Genomic DNA, 20458 nt, shown 5'->3' with positions numbered 1-20458 from the left:
CTCTGGGTAAAATATCACGTGCCCGGATTTCTTTAATTACATCAACACATCGGACTATTCTATTTCTATTGTTTTACCAGAGCCCCTGGTAGCGTGATTTTGAATGAAAAAAATATAATACAGGAGATGAGTATATGGATTCGGAAGTGAAAGAGGTTCCTGAAATAAGGCTTTATAAAAATCCAGCGGAATCGATAAAAGCACGCGTCAAGGATTTGATATCCCGTATGACCCTGGAAGAAAAAATCGCGCAGATGACCTGCGTATGGCGGGATGTGACTCCGCACATTTATTCAGCGAACAGGGGGAGTTCAATCATAAATATGCTTCCGATCATTTATCCAATGGCCTCGGACAGATGGCGCGTCCCAGCGATATTCATGCCAGCGATATTGCCGTTCCGGACGGCCTGCTCCCCAAACAAATGGCCGAGTATACCAACAGGATCCAAAAGTTTTTCATTGAAAATACACGCCTGGGCATTCCGGTTGTGTTTCACGAAGAATGTCTGCACGGACATGCTGCCAACCGGGCGACCAGCTTTCCGCAGCCCATCGGTCTCGCCGCTACGTTTAATCCTGATTTGATCCACCATATTTTCGAGGTTATCGCAAAAGAAGTGCGTTACCGCGGTGCGCATCAGGTACTCGCTCCTGTGGCTGATATAGCACGGGATCCAAGATGGGGACGAGTGGAGGAAACCTTTGGTGAAGATCCGTTTTTGGCCACGCAAATGACTGTGGCGGCCATACGCGGTATTCAAGGCGATCAGGATTTTTCAAACAAGGAAAAATTGATTGCAACATTAAAGCATTTTGTCGGACACGGACAGCCTGAATCCGGCACCAATTGCGCGCCTGCGAATGTATCGGAACGGGTTCTTCGTCAAGTGTTTTTCCCGCCATTCAAGGCAGCCATTCAGCAGGCCGGGGCGGTAAGCGTGATGGCTTCTTACAATGAAGTGGATGCGGTGCCATCGCACATAAACTGCAAGCTCTTGCGCTCTGTTTTACGCGACGAGTGGGGCTTTGACGGATACATTGTTTCCGATTATTTTGCCGTCAAAGAGCTGCACAAACGCGAGGATACGTTTGATCATGGAATCGCCACGACCAAACAGGATGCAGCGGTGCTGGCGGCTCAGGCCGGTGTAAATATTGAACTGCCGGACGGCGAGTATTATCCGGAACTGGTCGATGCGGTAAAAGAGGGGCGAATTGATGAACGCCTGATCGATGAACTCATTGAAAAACCATTGGAATTTAAATTCAGACTGGGCTTGTTCGATGATCCCTATGTTGATCCGGAACGGGCTGAACAGTTTGTCGCCAATAAGGACAACGGTGCGCTGGCGCTGGAATCCGCCCGCCAGACCATTACGCTGTTAAAGAATGATGATCATGTATTGCCGATAGACAGACAAAATGTAAAAACCCTTGCCGTTATCGGTCCGAATGCGGATCGCGAAATGCTGGGTGGCTATAGCGGCGCGCCTGTACATTACTCAACAGTGTATCAGGGCATCAGAGATAAGGCAGGGGATGTTGAGGTGCTTTACAGCGAAGGCTGCAAGATCACCATCGACGGAGCCTGGCACCAGGATAACGTCATATTGCCGGAGGAGAACAAAGACAGGGCTTTGATCCGGGAAGCCGTGGAAACCGCAAAAAAGGCGGATGTGATTATTCTGGCAGTGGGCGGCAACGAACAGACGTCTCGTGAGGCCTGGGCTTTGAACCATATGGGCGACCGTACGGATCTGGAATTGTTCGGCCGACAGAATGAACTGGTTAAAGCTCTGGCTGATCTGGGTAAACCCATTGCAGCGGTGCTGTTTAACGGTCGGCCGCTTTCGTTCAATATCTTGAATCAGAATGTGTCTGCTATTCTGGAATGCTGGTATCTGGGACAGGCTTCGGGTGAAGCGGTTGCGGAAGCTGTGTTTGGTGATTTGAACCCGGGCGGCAAATTGCCGATGAGTATTCCGCGGTCCGTCGGCCATATCCCGGTTTTCTATAATCACAAGCCCTCGGCCCGGCGCGGTTATCTTGACGCAGATAAAAGTCCGCTGTTTCCATTCGGATTTGGCAAGAGTTATACCACGTTTGAATTTTCAGTTCCATCTCTGGATAAACCCAAAATCAAGCGGGATGAAGAGACTCGAATCAGCGTGGATGTTACGAATACAGGTACCTGCAAGGGTGACGAAGTGGTGCAATTGTATATTCGCGATGTCAGAAGCTCGGTCACCCGACCGGTGAAAGAGCTCAAGGCGTTCGAACGCATCACTCTGGAACCGGATGAAAAGAGGACCCTTACATTCACAATCACTCCGGATATGCTGGCTTTTTATGATATCAGTATGGAATATAGCGTAGAACCCGGTGAATTCTGGTTGATGGTTGGTGACTCGTCTCAGGATGTAGACCTTCAAACTGTTACATTGACAGTAAAATCATAATTTCAGCGAGGAGAATATGGAAAAAAAAGCGGGACAATTGAAACTGATCGAAAAGATTGGATACAGTGCGGGTGATACTGCGTCTAATCTCTTTTTTCAAACGTTTATGCTGTTCCTGATGTACTTTTATACCGATGTATTCGGCATTCCGCCGGCAATTGTCGGAACCATGTTTCTGGTCACCCGAATTTGGGATGCAGTGACTGATCCCCTCATGGGAATGATCGCGGACCGAACGAATACCCGCTGGGGAAAATTTCGTCCCTATTTGCTGTGGATTGCCATACCTTTTGGTGTTATCGGTTTCCTCATGTTTACCACCCCCGATTTCAGTGTAAACGGCAAAATCATCTATGCCTATGTCACTTATATCCTCATGATGATGGTGTACACGGCCATTAACGTTCCCTATTCCTCATTGATGGGTGTGATGACACCCAATTCAATGCAGCGCACGGTGCTGTCCACGTTCCGATTTGTCGCCGCTTTTATCGGCGCCTTTATCGTACAGGGTACGGTCATGTCCATGGTCAAAGCGTTTGGAGAAGGTCGGGAAACCCTGGGCTGGCAGGCCGCCATGGGCGTGCTGGCGGCCCTTGCAATACTATTGTTCCTTTTTACATTTTTCACGACAAAAGAACGGGTTCATCCCCCCAGAGAGCAAAAGAATATTTTCTCACAGGATATCAAAGATCTGTTTACCAACAAGGCCTGGGTGTTGATCGCCGGAGCGACTGTATTACAACTCGCGTTTATCTCTATTCGGAACAGCGCCATGGTGTACTATTTCAAGTATTACACACAGGATCAAGTGTTGACCCTGTTTGGCAATACGATTAATCTTCCCTTTGATACTTTTACATCCAGTTTTATGATGATTGGTACGGCATTTACCATTCTGGGTGCGCTGCTGACCAAAACTTTTACCAAAGTGCTGGATAAAAAGAATACCTATGGCGGATTTATGGCCGCCAGTGCAATATTAACCGGTCTGTTTTTTCTGGTGAAACCTGAGAATGTACTGTTGATTTACATCATGCAGATCATTACATCATTTTTCCTCGGACCGGTGTCTGTGCTCCAATGGGCCATGTACACGGATACAGCTGATTATGGAGAGTGGGCAAAAGGCAGACGTTCTACCGGATTGATCATGTCCGCTTCATTGTTTGCTCTCAAGCTTGGTTTGACACTGGGCGGCGCCATTGTCGGCTGGATTCTGGGATATTACGGGTTTGTGGCCAATCAGGCCCAGGCCGCTGATGCGTTGCTGGGTATACGGTTGATCATGAGTATCTATCCGGCTGTATTCGGATTACTCGGTTCAGCATTGATTTACTTTTATCCGCTGAATAATACAATGATGATCAAGATTGAAAAAGATCTGGAAGCACGCCGCATAGAGGAAGAACAGGACTGAGTTGTGTAAAATGAAAAGCAGGAAAAGGCAGTTGCTGCCGGATGATCCCGGAACAACTGCCTTTTTTTATATTTACTTTAAAATGATCCTGAAAAATTGTATATTATCTGTGCAGAGAACCTGATCAATCAAAAATTAATAGCACGGAAGATGCGCTGATATGATAAAGCTTTATCGTGTGATTTGGGTGGGTATCCTTCTCCTGCCTGGCTTGGCGTATTCTGGAGAGAATACAGCTGTTTCTGATAAACAACAGCCTCTCAAGATGATAGACCGTCTTGCCCAGCATTTCTGGCAATCGCACAATCATTTTGCGGATGAAAAAGATGTTTGGGGGCCTTATCATCTGGATTTGACCTTTGAAGCTTTGCTGACAGTCGATGCTGTACTGAATTCACCGCGTTATCTGCCGCGTATACAGGAGGTGATGCGCAAACGTCATTACGAACCGTCCGATACGGTTTCTTTTAGCGTTCAGCCGTTTTGTAATATTACATTTGCCCTGTTCAAAGCCGAGCAGGATTCTGATTATATTGCGCCCTTTGTCAGCGAAACCAAAAGAATGCTCCGAGAGGTGAAACGGTCGCGCGAGGGAGCTGTTTGTCATATTCATGATGAACCGGGATGTCAGCTATTGATCGATTACCTGCAGGAATACAGCAGTCGCACGGCACGTGCCGGACATTTGACGGGTGAACGCGAGCTTTATAAAGAGTGTGTTGACCAATATAAACTTTACGCACGTATTCTGCGTGATCCGGATACCGGTTTATGGCGCCAGGGCAGAGGATGGCTGCAAAACCCGGCGACCTTGTCACCGGGCGCATGGTCACGCGGTCACGGCTGGCTCATCCGCGGCATGGTGACCTCGCTGGATGTGCTTCCGCCGCAATCCCCCGAATTTCGCGATATGCGAAAACTGCTGCAGAAACTGGCTGATTCGTTATTAAAGGTCCAGAATGATAATGGCATGTGGCATCAGCTGCTGAATCGTCCTTTTTCTCAAAGTTACCCTGAATCCTCCGGCACCGGTTTAATAGCTTATTATCTGGCGCATGCCTGGGATAAAGAATATATAAAAGATGTGAAATACAAAAAGGCAGCGAGGAAAGCGATTCAGGCGCTCTATCATTATATGACACCGCAAGGCGCTGTTCTGGGAACCTGTCCCGGTCCCGGCCCTTTGCGCTCGGAAACGCCCTGTTTGAAGCAAAAAGCGCCTGTCAATGATCCGCATGGTGCGCCGGCGTTGATTTATGCTTTTGCCGGTGAATTGTTGCTGCAGGATTAAAGAGGGTATTGATGCAGGTCAAACGGGTTTAAGGGCTCTTGTAATCAGCCATGTGTTTTAATCCGTGCTCATTTGTGGCTGAAAAAACTGCAAAACAAAAGGCTGTTGACTTTTACCGATCTGTGGGTTTGCTCCGCCCGGAACAATACGCAGCATGTGGATAGACTGGGCATGAATCAGAGTGATCAACACAGGCTTGCAATAAAATCTGTCAGGTTTCAAGGAAACAAGACGGGAAATATGCAAAAATTACCGTACAATCAGTGTAAGGATCAGTGGTATTCTTTTCACTGTGATTATTTTAGTTTGGCCTGTTTTTATGGCGCTATCGGCACCTCAGGGCACGCTTGAAGATCAGATTAATCACCTGCGTGATAATGCGACACTTTCCGCCTGAGTTTTGCTATGGCGGCGTTGATTGCCCCTTTGCTTTATTATTTGATCCTGAGTGTGATCCGGAAAACCGGAGAGCCGCTGACTTTAACTCAGCAGGCGGGCTTGATTTTTACTGGTATTTATACTGTCCTGGCCACTATTTCTTACACATCACAACTTTCTCTTGTTCCCGCTCTTTTGCACGATCAGTCCGATCTGTTGGGATTGTTTTACTTTTTCAATCCGCATTCTATCCCTTATTATCTTAATCAACTGGGATATTGTTTGTTCGGGGTCGGTGCCCTCTTCTTATTCATCGGAAAGTTAAATACCATAGGTCCACAGAGATGGTTTGCATTGCTTTTTGTGCTTTCAGGTGCTCTTTCTATCATTGCATTTATCGGTTTGCTTGTAGACAGCCAGGTAATAAACGGTTTGACTCTGCCTGCCGGACTGTTGCTGCTGCCCTGTGGAATTCTGGCGACATGCCTGTAAATTAAAAAATAGGATGTACAACATGCAGAACAAAATCAATTGTAAATTTCGACATATCCTCACTTTTCTGTCCTGTATTGCGCTGTTTCAACCGCTTTCAGCTGACAGCGGATACGGGCTCTGGCTCAAGCATGCAAAACTGGAAAATGTGCAGCAGTGCATGCAGCTGAGATCATCTGTGACCGGTGTTGTGGTGAACGGCAGTTCTGAAACCGCAGAAATAATCGCACAGGAACTGAAAACCGGCTTGAGTGGTCTGACCGGAAAAGATATTCCTCTCGTGGACTCGGTGACAGATTCTGGTCTGTGGGTGGGAACGCTGCAGCAGCTTTCCCGTATTTCGGACAATATTCTAATTCCTTCCAGCTTGACTGCAGACGGGTTTATGATCCGAAACGGCGTTTTAAACGGACATCCCGTACTGATTATTACCGGCCATACCGAGATTTCACTTTTATACGGTTCGTTCCATCTACTGCGTCTGTTACAAAATCAGCAGCCCCTCGATGATATTTATGTGGTTTCCAATCCGAAAATAAAATTTCGTCTGTTGAATCACTGGGACAATCCCGATCGCAGCGTAGAACGCGGTTACGCCGGCAAATCACTGTGGAAGTGGGATGAACTTCCTGATCAAGTGGATCCGAGATATACGGATTATGCGCGCGCCAATGCGTCACTGGGTATTAACGGCGCTGTGATCAATAATGTCAATGCGGATCCTGTCTTTCTTACTGCAGGCTATATTGAAAAACTGGCGCGTCTTGCAGAGGTGTTCCGGCCGTACGGGATCCAGATTTATCTCTCGGTCAATTTCGCTTCACCACTGGCCGACGATTTTACGCTCGAAGGCAATCGCCGCGGCGGTATCGGCGATCTGGAGACAGCGGATCCGGTGAATCCCGAGGTTATCCGCTGGTGGAAAGAAAAGGTCGATCAGATTTATCAGCAGATTCCGGATTTCGGCGGATTCCTGGTCAAAGCCAGTTCGGAAGGGATGCCCGGACCGCAGGATTATGAACGCAGTCACGCCGCCGGCGCCAATATGCTGGCCCACGCCCTGGCCCCGCATGGCGGTATTGTGATGTGGAGAGCGTTTGTTTATGATGCCGAAACCGATCCGGACCGCGCCAAACGCGCCTGGAAAGAATTTGTGCCGCTGGACGGAGCATTCGACGCCAATGTCTTTGTGCAGGCCAAGACGGTCCCATCGATTTTCAACCGCAGGAACCGGTTCAACCCTTATTCGGCGATATGCTGCAGACCCCACTGATGCTGGAATTACAGATCACTCAGGAATATCTCGGACACTCGACACATCTGGTTTATCTCGGTGCAATGTGGAAAGAATACCTTGAATTTGATTTACTGGTGCAGGGCAGCGGTTCTACCCTGGCATCCGTGATCGATGGGTCTCTGTATGATTATACCATGACAGGAATTGCCGGCGTGTCCAATATCGGGTCAGACCGCAATTGGACCGGTCATCTTTTCGGACAGGCCAACTGGTACGCCTATGGCCGGCTCGCCTGGAACCCCGGACTGACTGCAGAAAGTATTGCAGATGAATGGATTCGTATGACATTGACGCGCGATCTGAAAACCGTGCATACCATTCGCGACATGATGATGGGCTCCTGGCAGGCCTGTATCAATTATATGACCCCCCTGGGACTGCATCATATTATGCAGGAAGGATTCCATTACGGCCCTCAACCGGGTTTTGATGATGCGCCGCGCCGGGACTGGACTTCAGTCTATTATCATCGAGCGGACAGTATCGGAATAGGATTTGACCGCAGCTCCACCGGCAGCAACGCGGTCGGTCAGTACGCGCCCAAACTCTGTGCGCAATTTGATCATCTGGAGACCTGTCCGGAAAAATATCTGCTCTGGTTTCATCATGTGCCGTGGGATTATCAAATGACCGATGGCCGCTTACTCTGGAACGAATTGCAGTTTCGTTATCAAAAGGGTGTAGACTATGTGGACCAGATGTATCAAACCTGGATGCAGGTCAAGCCGGAGATCGATCCTGAAATCCATACGCACGTTCAGGGTAAACTCGCGCAACAAAAAAAGAGCGCGCGCAACTGGAGAAATACCTGTATCAACTATTTCAGTCAATATGTTGATAAACGCCAAAATTGATTTATGAACGAAAGGAACTCTTATGAAACTGATCAGTCTGTTGTTGTGTGCCACCTTTTTATCTTTATCTGCCGAATCCATTCGACTCTCCTCACCGGATGAATCAGTTCAGATTCGTATCGAAACAGGGGGAACGGTTGATCTGACCGTGCTGTATAATGATAGGGTTGTCATTGAACAGATGAAAACCGGAGTTGACTTGCTGTCAGAGTTTAAAGATTATGAATTAAAGAGATTGATCGCATGATTGAACCCGTGGCGCCGACAAAGTTTGCGCAAATCCATGATCACTGCGTTCAGGCGACTCTAAATTTTGAAACCAGTCAATTGCAGGTACGCGCTTATAATAACGGTGCTGCATACCGCTGGATCACAAAATCCGAAAATGAAACAAATATCCGCAGGGAACGTTTGCAATGGCCGGTCAAACCGGATGCGCAGGTCTATTTTCCATCGGAAACATCCATGTTGTCTCATAATGAACGCATCTACAAGGTGCAGCCCTTTTCCGGGATCGTTCCTGATTCATTTTGTTCTCTGCCCGTTTTGCTGCAAATCGATGATGTCAATGTGCTGTTTACAGAAGCGGATGTGTATGACTATCCCTGTATGTTTTAGAAAAATCAGGTGAGGGAACCCTGCAGAGCCTGTTCCCTCCGGTGGTGCTGGAAACTCGTCCTGCAGATGACGCACCTGACCGCAATCAGGTTATTGTAAGGGAAGCCGATTACATTGCCAAAGTCAAACCTCGCCAGAAATTGCCCTGGCGGGTCTTTATGCTGGCTGATCAGGACAAAGAACTGTTGACCAATGACCTGGTATTCCAATTATCGCGTCCCTTGCAAATCGAGAATCCGGATTGGATAAAACCGGGTACCGTGGCCTGGGACTGGTGGAATGCGCTTAACATCTACGGCGTGGATTTTGAAAGCGGAATCAACACAGAAACTTATAAATATTATATTGACTTTGCTTCAGAGTACGGACTGGATTATATTATTCTGGATGAAGGCTGGAGCCAATCCACGACAAATATCAAAGAATCCAATCCCGATATTGATATTCATGAACTGGTCAGATACGGCGAAGAAAAAAATGTCGGCGTGATCCTGTGGATGCTGTGGGGGCCTCTGAACCGGGATATGCAGGAGATTCTTGAACGTTATGCGGATTGGGGAGTAAAAGGCATCAAGGTCGATTTTATGCAGCGGTCTGATCAGGATATGGTGCTTTTTTACGAACGCTGCGCCAGGATTGCAGCTGAGAATCAGTTGCTTGTTAACTATCACGGCGCTTTTAAACCAACCGGATTGCGGCGCGCTTATCCGAATGTGGTTAATTTTGAAGGCGTAAAGGGGCTGGAAAATTGCAAGTGGACTGATGTGATCACGCCTGAACACGATGTGACCCTGCCGTTTATCAGAATGGCAGTCGGCCCCATGGATTATACTCCCGGCGCCATGGATAATGCGCATCCGGTTAATTTTAGTGCCCGGTTTACCCGCCCCATGAGCCAGGGAACCCGATGCCACCAGGCGGCCATGTATGTGGTGTATGAAGCGCCTCTGCAAATGTTAAGCGACAGTCCGTCCAATTACTATAGAGAGCCCGAAACCACAGAGTTTATTTCTTCCATACCGACGGTTTGGGACTCTACCGTTGTATTGGCGGCAAAAGTCGCCGATTATATTGCTGTGGCACGTCGTCATAACGATGTTTGGTATGTCGGCGCTATGACGGACGGATCTCCGAGGACAATCATCCTAAATCTTTCCTTTCTGTCAACCGGCACATATCAGGCTGATATCATGCAGGATGGCACCAATGCGGCTAAAAACGCTATCGATTATGAGCGCGTCAAAAAGCAGGTAACTGCGGAAACCCGGTTGGAGATTCATATGGCGCCCGGCGGAGGATGGGCTGGAAAATTTAAAGCGTTCCGGAACTGAACGGATAAAGGGTTTGCAATTTTGCCGATTTATCCTAAATTAAAGGATATTACCCGCAGATATAGGCGCAAGCTTTGCCGGAATAAAAACTTAAAGTTGAGAAATGATCAAAATAGGTCCATATAGCTTTCAGGTGTACAGCTATGTCATGCTGTTCGGCTTCTTTTTTGCCGCGTTTCTAACTTTTTATTTGAGACGCTATCCAAAAATCAGCGCCCGGTATATGATGTGGACTGAAATCTGTGTGGCACAATGGTCCCTTGCCTATGTGTTTGAAAGCGCAGCTACAACTGTTCCTTTGAAATTGCTGTGGTCCCAGATCGCTTATGTCGGTACAATGGGAGCGCCTGTTTTCTTTTTCTTGTTTGCTGTTTCCTACAGCCAGAAAGTCCGTTTCAATTGGAAATCCATATCCCTCATCGCGTTGCTTCCTTTTCTCACGGTCATTCTGGCAGTTACAAATATCTGGCACGAATGGGTTTGGACGGCGATCATTATTAATCCATTGACCAATCTTGCCGCTTATCATCACGGTACATGGTTCTGGATTAACACAGTTTATGTCTACCTTTTATTGCTGGCTGGAGTCAGTTTCCTTTTGTCCTCAATACGCCATTTTGCCCGTTTTTATTCGCTACAGTCCGTTTTCATGATTCTGGCCTCTCTCTTTCCGATCATTGGCAATGGGCTCTATCTTAGTCCGAGCAATCCGGTTCCGGGACTCGAATGGACCCCTCTCGGATTTATCATTTCCGGAGCCTTTGTTTCGCTGGCTCTTTTCAGATACGGAATGTTCGATCTTGTCCCGGTGGCGCGTTCCAAGGTGCTGGATGTCATGCAGGACGGAGTCCTGGTTCTGGATGAACAGCAGAGAATAGTTGATATGAATTCTACATTGACCGGATTTTTTAATGTAAAAATGAGCGGTGCGCTGGGAATGCCGGTGAAAGATATTTTTCCGGAATTTGATCCCGGGGATTTTTCGAATTGCGGAGAATCTGAAGTTGAGAAAACCATACCCGGTTCAGAGGGTGATAAAGTTTTCACTGTAAAATGCGCAGTGTTGCAAAGTAACACTCATTCCTCCGGCCAATTGATTGTATTTCGTGATATTACCAAACGGAAACAGTTAGAGGAAGAACGTGAAAATTTGATTGTTGAACTTCAGGATGCTCTGCTTCAGGTAAAAACTCTGACCGGGATGCTTCCTATCTGTGCCCGCTGCAAAAAAATCAGGGATGACAAGGGATATTGGCAAAGTGTGGAGCACTATGTTCAGGAACATTCTGACGCGGTGTTCAGTCACGGAATCTGCCCGAAATGCCTGTCCGAAATGTATCCGGAATACGGCGAACATACGGATCCTGAGAACCCGAAAGAATCTTGAATAAAACGATGTCTACCGGAAATTGGGTCGCCCGTGGGCAGTATGTGCGGATTTCCTCAAGGGTTTCCAGAATTAGTTGGAATTTCGTTTGAGGTTTTTGTCGTTATCTATACATATATTTATGCAGATATTGATGTGTAAAATAGAAAAACGGCAATTGAACGATGAATCAGGAGGAATAGAATGTCGATATTAGACCAACTCAAACAATACACAACGATTGTAGCGGATACAGGCGAAATTGAATCAATACGCAAATTCATGCCTCAGGACGCCACAACCAATCCGTCGCTGCTGTTAAAAGCGGTTCAAAAACCGGAATACAAACAACTGGTCGCCGAAACCATAAAAAGTTGTGACGCTGATCCGGATTCCGGAATTAAACCCTGTCTGGAATGGCTCATGGTGCGGTTTGCAGAAGAAATACTGTCCATTATTCCCGGTCGCGTTTCGGTTGAAATCGATGCCTCCCTTTCCTTTGATACGGAAAATACCATAAAAGCAGCCGAACGTCTGCTTGAGCAGTTCAATAAACGCGGTGTGGATACCGATCGTCTGCTGTTTAAAATTGCATCCACCTGGGAGGGAATAAGGGCAGCTGAACAGCTTGAGAAACAAGGGGTTCACTGTAATCTAACGTTGCTCTTCAGTTATGTCCAGGCAGCCGCCTGTGCGGATGCAGGTGTCACATTGATTTCCCCGTTTGTCGGCAGGATACTCGACTGGTACAAAGCAGACCGCGGTGTGGATCATATTCCGCCTGAAGAGGACCCCGGTGTACAATCTGTCGCTGATATTTATAATTACTTTAAAAAATCCGGCATTCAAACAGAAATCATGGGCGCCAGTTTCAGAAACAGCGGACAGATACGGGAACTGGCCGGTTGTGATTTATTGACCATCTCTCCGGATTTGTTAAAAGAATTGAGCGAAACAGAAGGCTCACTGGAAAGGAAATTGAGTCCGGAATCCGCCCGTCAATCCGATGTTACTCCTCTGCATCCGGATGAAAAAGCATTCCGCTGGTTGTTGAATGAAAATGCCATGGCCACTGAAAAACTTTCAGAAGGTATTCGCAAATTCAATGCGGACTGGGTAAAATTAGCCGACCTGATACTTGAACAATATCGCTGATATTAATCTGAAAAATTATCATTTTCCAGGGCATCTCTGATTTTTCAGGGAGGCCCTGGCTTGAGATATATGGACAATCAAAACAGTACCGCCGGATTACTCAGAGATGTAAATCTTTATATTGTTTTTTCCGTGACGCTCATTGCGATCATGGGGGTTTCCAGTATCACTCCGGCTTTTCCGTTGATCACCCGGGAGCTGGGTATCTCTGCTGAACAAATTGGTTTGTTGATTACTGCTTTTACCCTGCCTGGTGTGGTGTTGACGCTTTTACTTGGCGTTCTGGCTGATCATATTGGCCGTAAACGGATTTTGATTCCTGCATTGTTTTTATTTGCGTTATCTGGTGCGGCATGCGGATTAATTCGTGAACGTTTTGCCGGTTCTCCTTTAACAATCGGTTTGGTCATGTCCGCCATGTCCCTGACCACCGCAGTCATAGCCTCACAAGTGGGGCGTATTTCTTTGTACATTTCGGAAAAACATCTGCTAAAAATCGGATTCGCTCTTTACGCATGCGCCATGGCGGGATTTCTGTGGACACCCAAACTGATTCTGATTTTAATTTCCATTGTGACTTTTGGTCTGGGACACGGTGTTTTAATACCTTCTGTTCAGACATTAATGACCCGAGCGGCGCCGCTGCAGTTTCGTGCCGGTGTTTTGTCTCTTAACGGCATGATTCTGCGATTGGGACAGACAATTGCCCCCCTTATTATGAGCTTTGTTTTTTCAATCTATCACATAAATGGCGTATTGACCGCTGGCGGTGTGTTTGCTTTTATAGTCTTTTTGCTTTGTTTGTATTTCTGGCGTTAGTATACTTGAGCTATGGCGAGTAAAAAAAAGAAAAAACTGCAATATGAAACGCGCATCGGTGTGATTCCGTTTATGATGGTCCGAAATGATTTGATGGTCATGCTGGTTACTGCAAAAAGCACAGCCGATACAACATGGATTGTGCCCAAAGGCAAGATAGAGCCGGATATGACAAAAGCCGAGTCAGCCGAGCTGGAAGCCTTTGAAGAAGCCGGGGTGCACGGTCATCTTTATGAGGAGGTTCTGGATTCGTTTACATTTTCAAGGCGCGGCAGACCTGTGCGCGTGTCGTTGTTTCCGCTGCGAATCCTGCAGATCGTGAACCCTTCAGATTGGGTCGAAAACAAACTGCGCCGGCGTACACTTGTCACCGTGCATCAAGCGGTACAGATGGTTGGATACCCGGGATTGGCGGGTGTCTTGCATCGAAATGCAGAGTACCTGAAGCATCTCGCCGGGAAAGATCAGTCTATATAGTGGATCAACATTACTTTAGAATAGAATCAAATCCCATACCCTGTTTATTAACAAATGACGGCAAGTTTTTTATCTGGTTGCGGTAAATAACTCTCAGTATATAGGATACGGGCCGGGATCGTATCAGATAATCGGGAATACGGTATGCTGCATGCTTGCGTAGAAACGAATTGAGCAGCATATTCATTTTATTATAGTGGATAGAGTGTGCAAAACTGATATCAAACTTTGGCGCCAGTTTGTGGGTTCTTTCAAATGTCTTTACATAGTCCCAATGTGTTGATTTCATCCGACCGCTGGCCAGAGCTTTTCGACAGTATGCCAGATTGAGCAAAAGTTTGTATTGAAATTGCATATCCTTAAAGCCTAAAGCTTCTCCTTCTGTTTGGAACCATTCGAGTTCAGCATAAGGAATTTCAAATTTCTCTGCACCAAAATGTTTATGAAATATCACAACCAAGTGATTGATGATCACATGATCCCAAAAAATCCATAACAGGGGAGGCAGACGAAGACGTCTGAAATACAGGGTTTGTTCGGCAAAATCTTGAATATACAGAATAGAGTTTACCAGGCGGGTTGCACGTTTTGTAAAATTGACCTTGCGCGGATCTTTAAAAAAGTTGAACAATGCGGTTTCAGCTGTATCATCGTGTTTAAAGATATTAAGAGTTGAAATCGTGTTCAATTCATTCCAGACAGAAGAATTTTTCAAAAATGTTAAATTGTGCCATTTGCTCCACCCGCCGGTATTGCACCAGACTGATATTCCTATCACAGACGGATTGGCTTTAATCTGTTTCTGATAAGTTTCATATTGATACCCTGTATAATACGGTACAATACCGAACAATTCGCGTTCACGGCGGGTCTGCAGTTCTATGATTTTCTTGAATCGGGTGTCCCTGAAAAAGGGAGAGAGCTGGAGATGATCAAAAAAGTCAGTGTCGCCGTATTTCAATGATAAAATAAAATGGTCGCTGTTCACATGTCCAAACGCTTTATGAAAGGTCGATGCATTCCACATTAAATCACCGATTTTATAAGCGCCCACAGTCCAATTGCGGAATATCATCAATTTGTTTCGTTGTTCAAATACTGGAAGAAAATGGTGGATAAACTTGTTTACTTGTGTCGGAGTTTTCAATGTCAGGCGACTTTTTAAATTTTCCTTTCACATCCAGACCATCTGTTTCACCGATTCGAAAGATGACACCGTCTACGGAAAACTGCTCAAAGAGACCGTTTAGCCTGTGCTGTAAAAGAGTATACAAACGCGCCCGGTGTTTGCCGATTGCGCTGTCTATCCACTGATTGTAAAACATAATATCAGTGTTGAGGAAAACCTTTAAATTCTTTTTTTTGGCCAGCAGCAAAAGTTTTTGATAAAATGCCTGATAATCCCGGACAAGGGCTCTCAGGGATTCAGGATAAAAGCTGCAGTCAATTAAATGTGCGATATCATCGATGGAAATGGCGTTATATCCCAGGATCTGATATGACGGAAATAAAGTGATTAAAATTTTTGCTTATTTTTAGAGCTGTTTGCGTCCTGAGATGATCCTTTTTTTCCATGGCATGAAAGGGAATCTTTGACCAATTGATTGGGTCTTTTTTGAAACGGGTAAAAAAGGGGCCGATCGCATCGATGATGTACAGTTTTTCAGATTGTGTTTTTTTCATTTGCTAATGTAAAAAAGATTAATTAAATATCCAATGAACAGACATAGACATATTAAAGCTGGAGGAGATCAGAAATGCAGAGCATAATTGGAGGAACAGCTGGAAAAGTTTGGAAGCTTTTAGAAAAAGAAGGTGAAATGTCAGTCACTCAAGTGACCCGAAAGCTAAATGTGGATGCGTTTACAACGACTGCTGCAATTGGATGGTTGGCGCGGGAAGCCAAAGTCATCGTCAGCCGAAAAAGGAGCGCAGCCGTTATGTATCTCTGAATTAAAACAAAAGCAACCCGGTGTGATACCGGGTTGCTTTTTCAGTAAGGAAGCGTGATGGGGAAAATTATTCAGGCATTCTCTTTTTCGAATCCAGTATCTGTCTCACGGACTGCAGCAGTTCCCGCTTGTTAAACGGCTTTTTCAGTAGCTGCGCCTTGAGATTAATATCATGCTCATTTTTGAGCAAATTCAACGTGTACCCCGAGCAGAATAACACCGGAACGGTGGAGCCCATCTTTTTTATTTCGTCGTACACCTGTTTGCCGTTCATATTCGGCATTAAAACATCCAGAACCAGTAGATCAATGTCATTTTGATGATGTTTGTACATCTCCAAAGCTTCTTCTCCATCATGTGCGACCCATATTTTATATCCCGAATCCTCCAGGTATGTCCGGCTGATTTCGCAAATGTGCGGTTCATCATCCGCTACGAGTATGGTTTCAGACCCGCGCGGATAATCGGATGTCTCTTTTACCGGCTCGTTTACATTATTAACAGGCAGATAAATATTGAATAGCGCGCCCTGTTTCGCTTTTGGATCGAGCTCTACCATGCCGTTATGCTGTTCTGCAATACTTTTCACAATACTGAGTCCCAGACCAATCGCTTTTGGCGTGGTTTTGGTGGTGAAAAACGGGTTGAATATTTTTTCCTGCAAATCCGGCGATACACCGGGACCGTCGTCCTGGACAGAGATCATAATATAATGTCCGGGAGGAAGGGAGGGGTGCGGATTATCGGTTTCAAAAATTCGGTTGCGTGTGTGAAGGATAATTTGACCATCTTCATCTATAGCGTCCCGGGCATTCATGCACAGATTCATCAAAAGATCCTCGATTTGTTCCGGATCGACATTGATCGGTTTGATATTGACATCCGGTATAAAGCGAATGGTAAGGCTCGATCCGAACAGTCTGTCCATGGTACGCGTGAGATTGTAAATCAGAATATTGAGATCCGTCGTTTGCAGCTTTGTTTTTCGGGGCGCGCTGAAATGAACCAATCGTCGAACCATGGCTGCACCGTTATCGCAGGTGTCTTTAATGCTTCGGGCGCAATCATAGGCCGTGCCTTCTTTGGGAATCGAATCGAGGATAAGGTCATTGTAATTTTCAATAACCTGGAGGATGTCTGTAAAGTCTCCGGCTATCGTAGACGGCAGTTGAGCCATAAAACCGTCGGGCGCTTGTACCTGTTCGGAAATCGGCTGTTCTTCTCTCTTTTCATGGCTGACCCACAAGGAACATGATGCATAGTCACCATAGGTGAGCAAGGTGGCATAGGCTTCAATTTGTTTCCAATTCCCGTCTTTGGTTTTGACTCGGTATTCACATAATGTTTTGCCGTTTTCCTGAACATTCTGAAAGGCGTCAATAAAAATCTGTTTGTCCTCGGGATGAACGAGATCGCCTTCCGACTCGTCTTCAAAATCTTCTTTTGTATAACCCAGTACCGAATAAAAACCGGTATTGGCATACATCAATCGCCCGGATATATCCAGACAGGCAATTCGCTCCGGTGTCTCATTGAGTATGATTTCATAGTTGCCTGTTTCGTCGTTCTGTTCACAAAGCTCTCTCAGAATAAGAACACCTTGTCCCGGTTCCTCCGGGATAATGCGGGCTTCAAAAGGTGTTTGATTTCCGTCTATGGTGATGTAAAACTCGATCTTTTGCTGTTGGGGATGTTCGGACAGCCGTTCGATCGCAGGCAGAACAGCGTCTTTTACCTGTTTGGGGAGCACGGCAGTTAGCGGTTTTTCCCGCTCTTGCATAAAGATGTCTCGATAGCGCGGGGGGATGTGAATTGTGTTTACCTGCAGATCTCGATCAAACCGGATAAAAATATCCGGTAACGAACGAAGCACAAATGATTCTTCCTGTTCCTGTACGGCTGCCGTTTCATAGTCCGCAGCATATTCCTGGAGTATGCCCCATATACGGACGATGCGCTTTTTGCTGTCCAGTTCAATCTGGGTGGTTTCATGAACTTTTCCATTCTGTTGGCTCTTTAATCGATAAGAAACCTCCCATCCCTGACCTTTGTTTAGAGCCTGCTGCATGGTTTTGAAAACGTACCTTTTATCATCAGGGTGAACCACCAGATGCACCCAGTCTTTCAGGCTGTAGATATTTTCAATATGATTGTTGTCATAGTTGATCAATTCGAGTGATTTTTGCGTAACCAGAAACGCTTCGGTTTCTGCATCAAAACACCAAAGTCCGACGTTCTGAAATCCGCCGGCGGTTGACGGTGAAGGAAGCTGATCCTCGGGGTGCGCTTGTCGGTTTACACCCACCAGTGCCACAGGCTGCTGAGCAGCGTTATAGACTGCAGTGATGCGCATTTTGACCGGAACCTGTCCACCGTTTTTATGACGAAAATCCAGATCAATGTCCAGAACCGGTTTGTGACTTTGACTGCCCTTGTGCACCTGTTTCAAAAACGGTCGAAGATGTTTGAAAAATAATTGATAGGAAGCAAGAGTCAGTTTTTCTTTTAAAGTCTGTTGATAGATTTCCTGCATGGAAAAGCCGCGCATGACCGAGGCGGAACGACTGATCAGGATCGGTTTCAAATCAATAGAGGTGATCCAGAAGGTATCGATTGAATTTTCCATGAGTAAATTCAGATGCAGATCCGAGGTTTTATATTGCTCCTCGGCCAGTTTATCATCTGTAATGTCATGAAAACGCATGATGAGGAAATCTTTTCTCGGAGAATAGACCGAAACATTGAAATAGCGTTCCAGGGAGGGTCGATAAATCTCCCAGCTGCCGGCCGTTTGATTGTATACCGCAGTCTTGAGATGCTCAATCCAGCGCCGGGCCCGGCGGCTGAATAGTTGATGAAAGCTGCGCTGCAATACCTTGTTTTTATCAACATTGAACTGTTGTAGAAACGCCCGGTTGACATCGTGGCACCAGAACTGCGGTTGTTCCGACTCGGCACCTCTGATCTTGAACAGCAGCATACCGTCCTGAGAACGCGCAAATATTCCCTGATACAGGTCCTTGTCTGTTTCGATGGGAACCGTCTGTTTATAGTGCGTGATGTCCTGGATCGTTCCCAGGCTTTTGGAAATTTTTCCCTGATCGTTAAAATACTTGCGTCCGGTCACATAGATGTAGCGCTTTTGCTGGTTGATATTGATTTGAAATTCGGTTTCAAACAGATTTGTTTTATCCCGCAGAATATTGAATAATTTTTTGCGCTCTAACGGTTGAATAAATTCAAGTAATGTGCGCAGACTCAGCTGAACCTGAGAGAGTTTATATAAACGGCTGATCTCGGATGAAAGGGTGATCATGTTCGTTTCGCGCTCATAGGTCCAGTGCCCGAATTTGGCAACCGCATCCGATGTTTCCAGTTCTTTCTGAAAGTCTAAAAGTTTTTCAACGTTTTCTTCGTATTCATTGATATCTATGAATACGCCTAAAAACCGGCCGGGCGCACCGTATTCATTATATTCAAAATAACCTCTGCTCTGGATACGTTTTGATTTTTCATCCTGCGGACGCAGATTGAATTTTTCCTGAAATAATGTCTGATGAATGGCTGCCTGTTTGAACGAGGTGTTGACGCGTTCCCGGTCATCCGGATGAACAAGATACAAAAATCTCATCCAGTTGTGGGTGGTCAGTTCCGGAGGCAGGTCCAGGATGCGCTGGGACTGGGAGGAGTGCTGTATGCGGTCCGTACTGAAATCATAGGTCCAGTGGCCTATTCTTGCCAGTATCTCGGAATTTTCAAAATCTTTTTCCGACCGGCAAAGACGGGCCAGTTCCTGAGCTTCCCGGGATTTGTCCAGATAAATGTTCAGTAAAAGCGTTTCATCCGAGTCTTCTGCCGGAAGCTGGACCTGATGGGTTTGAACCAGAAATTCCTGGTTGTTTGCCCGGATACGTTTGAATTCACCTTTTAACGGCCAGTCCGGCGGGCAATCAAAATTAACCGGCTCCGGGTCGTCCGGAAACAGTTCACTTGATTGTTTGCCCACAAGTTCGGATTCTTCGATATGCATCCATTCCTGGAACGCCCGGTTACAATAAATAAATTGTCCGGTTTGTTCATTCTGGATGCTGATCGCAAATGAGAGTTCATTTAATGCAGCAATACACGCTGCATTATAGTAACTGTCATTCTGTATTTGTCGAATCTCTTCTTGTATTCCCTCATGTTGGGAAGAATTCGACATTCTCCACTCCAAGCCGTTAGTTATTGTTTATAGATTGTTTACAAAATAGCAAATGCCGTGCCATTATGAAACGTCCATAATGCTTTTATTTCATAATTGTAATATTATAACTATAATAAAATAAGTTAATTAAATAAGTTCAGCCTGTAAATCCCGCTGTTGCGCAGTCTGTATCCGGCAGGGGGTGTGGTGCAAATTGACCAATTCAAATGACTGACGTTCATAAATTGGGCTAAAACTATGAATTTCAGGACATGGATTGATAAATTGTTTTTTAATTATTATATTACCCAATCATGTCCGTATTTACAACGGCGGAGATCGTTACGCCTGTGCTGCTACA

The 20458-nt window shown here is 46.0% G+C and carries 16 protein-coding genes; 14 read left to right on the top strand and 2 right to left on the bottom strand.

The genetic code is table 11. From position 1 onward, the window contains the following. Positions 1 to 265: 265 nt before the first annotated feature. From U5R06_13705 to U5R06_13645, 13 genes are all read left to right on the top strand, one after another. Positions 266 to 2461 (top strand): glycoside hydrolase family 3 N-terminal domain-containing protein, encoded by a 2196-nt coding sequence (locus U5R06_13705; protein ID MDZ7723823.1) that lies wholly within the window; start codon positions 266 to 268, stop codon positions 2459 to 2461. 16 nt (positions 2462 to 2477) lie between these two features. After that, positions 2478 to 3881: an MFS transporter gene (locus U5R06_13700; GenBank protein ID MDZ7723822.1), complete on the top strand. Its 1404-nt coding sequence runs from the start codon at positions 2478 to 2480 to the stop codon at positions 3879 to 3881. Between the two features lie 160 nt (positions 3882 to 4041). Continuing rightward, positions 4042 to 5172, top strand: a complete 1131-nt coding sequence (locus U5R06_13695) for a glycoside hydrolase family 88 protein (protein ID MDZ7723821.1) — start codon at positions 4042 to 4044, stop codon at positions 5170 to 5172. A 405-nt stretch (positions 5173 to 5577) separates the two neighbouring features. Further along, a complete protein-coding gene (locus U5R06_13690; protein MDZ7723820.1) occupies positions 5578 to 6042 on the top strand; it encodes a hypothetical protein in 465 nt (154 codons plus the stop codon). Between the two features lie 22 nt (positions 6043 to 6064). Then, complete coding sequence (locus U5R06_13685; GenBank protein ID MDZ7723819.1) at positions 6065 to 7315, top strand: alpha-glucuronidase family glycosyl hydrolase; 1251 nt, start codon at positions 6065 to 6067, stop codon at positions 7313 to 7315. After that, entirely contained in the window at positions 7297 to 8193 is an 897-nt protein-coding gene (locus U5R06_13680; protein MDZ7723818.1) for a hypothetical protein, read from the top strand. The genes U5R06_13685 and U5R06_13680 overlap by 19 nt, the downstream gene beginning before the upstream one ends. A 22-nt stretch (positions 8194 to 8215) precedes the next feature. After that, positions 8216 to 8440 (top strand): hypothetical protein, encoded by a 225-nt coding sequence (locus tag U5R06_13675; protein MDZ7723817.1) that lies wholly within the window; start codon positions 8216 to 8218, stop codon positions 8438 to 8440. Further along, positions 8437 to 8811 (top strand): glycoside hydrolase family 97 N-terminal domain-containing protein, encoded by a 375-nt coding sequence (locus U5R06_13670; protein MDZ7723816.1) that lies wholly within the window; start codon positions 8437 to 8439, stop codon positions 8809 to 8811. The genes U5R06_13675 and U5R06_13670 overlap by 4 nt, the downstream gene beginning before the upstream one ends. A 41-nt stretch (positions 8812 to 8852) precedes the next feature. After that, complete coding sequence (locus U5R06_13665; protein ID MDZ7723815.1) at positions 8853 to 10142, top strand: glycoside hydrolase family 97 catalytic domain-containing protein; 1290 nt, start codon at positions 8853 to 8855, stop codon at positions 10140 to 10142. Positions 10143 to 10245: 103 nt separating this feature from the next. Beyond that, positions 10246 to 11529 carry a histidine kinase N-terminal 7TM domain-containing protein gene (locus U5R06_13660; protein MDZ7723814.1) on the top strand — a complete coding sequence of 428 codons (1284 nt, stop codon included), beginning with the start codon at positions 10246 to 10248 and terminating at the stop codon, positions 11527 to 11529. A gap of 183 nt (positions 11530 to 11712) precedes the next feature. Continuing rightward, the gene (gene tal / locus U5R06_13655; GenBank protein MDZ7723813.1) at positions 11713 to 12663 is read left to right on the top strand and encodes a transaldolase; all 951 of its coding nucleotides are present in this window, start codon (positions 11713 to 11715) and stop codon (positions 12661 to 12663) included. 69 nt (positions 12664 to 12732) lie between these two features. Further along, positions 12733 to 13482, top strand: a complete 750-nt coding sequence (locus U5R06_13650) for an MFS transporter (GenBank protein MDZ7723812.1) — start codon at positions 12733 to 12735, stop codon at positions 13480 to 13482. Positions 13483 to 13494: 12 nt separating this feature from the next. After that, positions 13495 to 13959 carry an NUDIX domain-containing protein gene (locus U5R06_13645; GenBank protein MDZ7723811.1) on the top strand — a complete coding sequence of 155 codons (465 nt, stop codon included), beginning with the start codon at positions 13495 to 13497 and terminating at the stop codon, positions 13957 to 13959. A gap of 10 nt (positions 13960 to 13969) precedes the next feature. On the opposite strand, the gene U5R06_13640 is transcribed toward U5R06_13645, so the two are convergent. Further along, entirely contained in the window at positions 13970 to 15034 is a 1065-nt protein-coding gene (locus U5R06_13640) for a hypothetical protein (protein ID MDZ7723810.1), read from the bottom strand. A gap of 682 nt (positions 15035 to 15716) precedes the next feature. On the opposite strand from U5R06_13640, the gene U5R06_13635 reads away from it, so the two are divergent. Next, complete coding sequence (locus U5R06_13635; GenBank protein ID MDZ7723809.1) at positions 15717 to 15911, top strand: winged helix-turn-helix domain-containing protein; 195 nt, start codon at positions 15717 to 15719, stop codon at positions 15909 to 15911. A gap of 67 nt (positions 15912 to 15978) precedes the next feature. Here U5R06_13635 and U5R06_13630 read toward each other — a convergent pair whose 3' ends face one another. After that, entirely contained in the window at positions 15979 to 20115 is a 4137-nt protein-coding gene (locus U5R06_13630) for a PAS domain-containing protein (protein ID MDZ7723808.1), read from the bottom strand. Positions 20116 to 20458: the final 343 nt, after the last annotated feature.

The organism is candidate division KSB1 bacterium, assembly GCA_034521575.1.
Taxonomy (GTDB): domain Bacteria; phylum Zhuqueibacterota; class Zhuqueibacteria; order Residuimicrobiales; family Krinioviventaceae; genus JAXHMJ01.
Note: the sequence above shows the minus strand (reverse complement) of the source record. Positions and strands in the feature narration are given on the sequence as shown.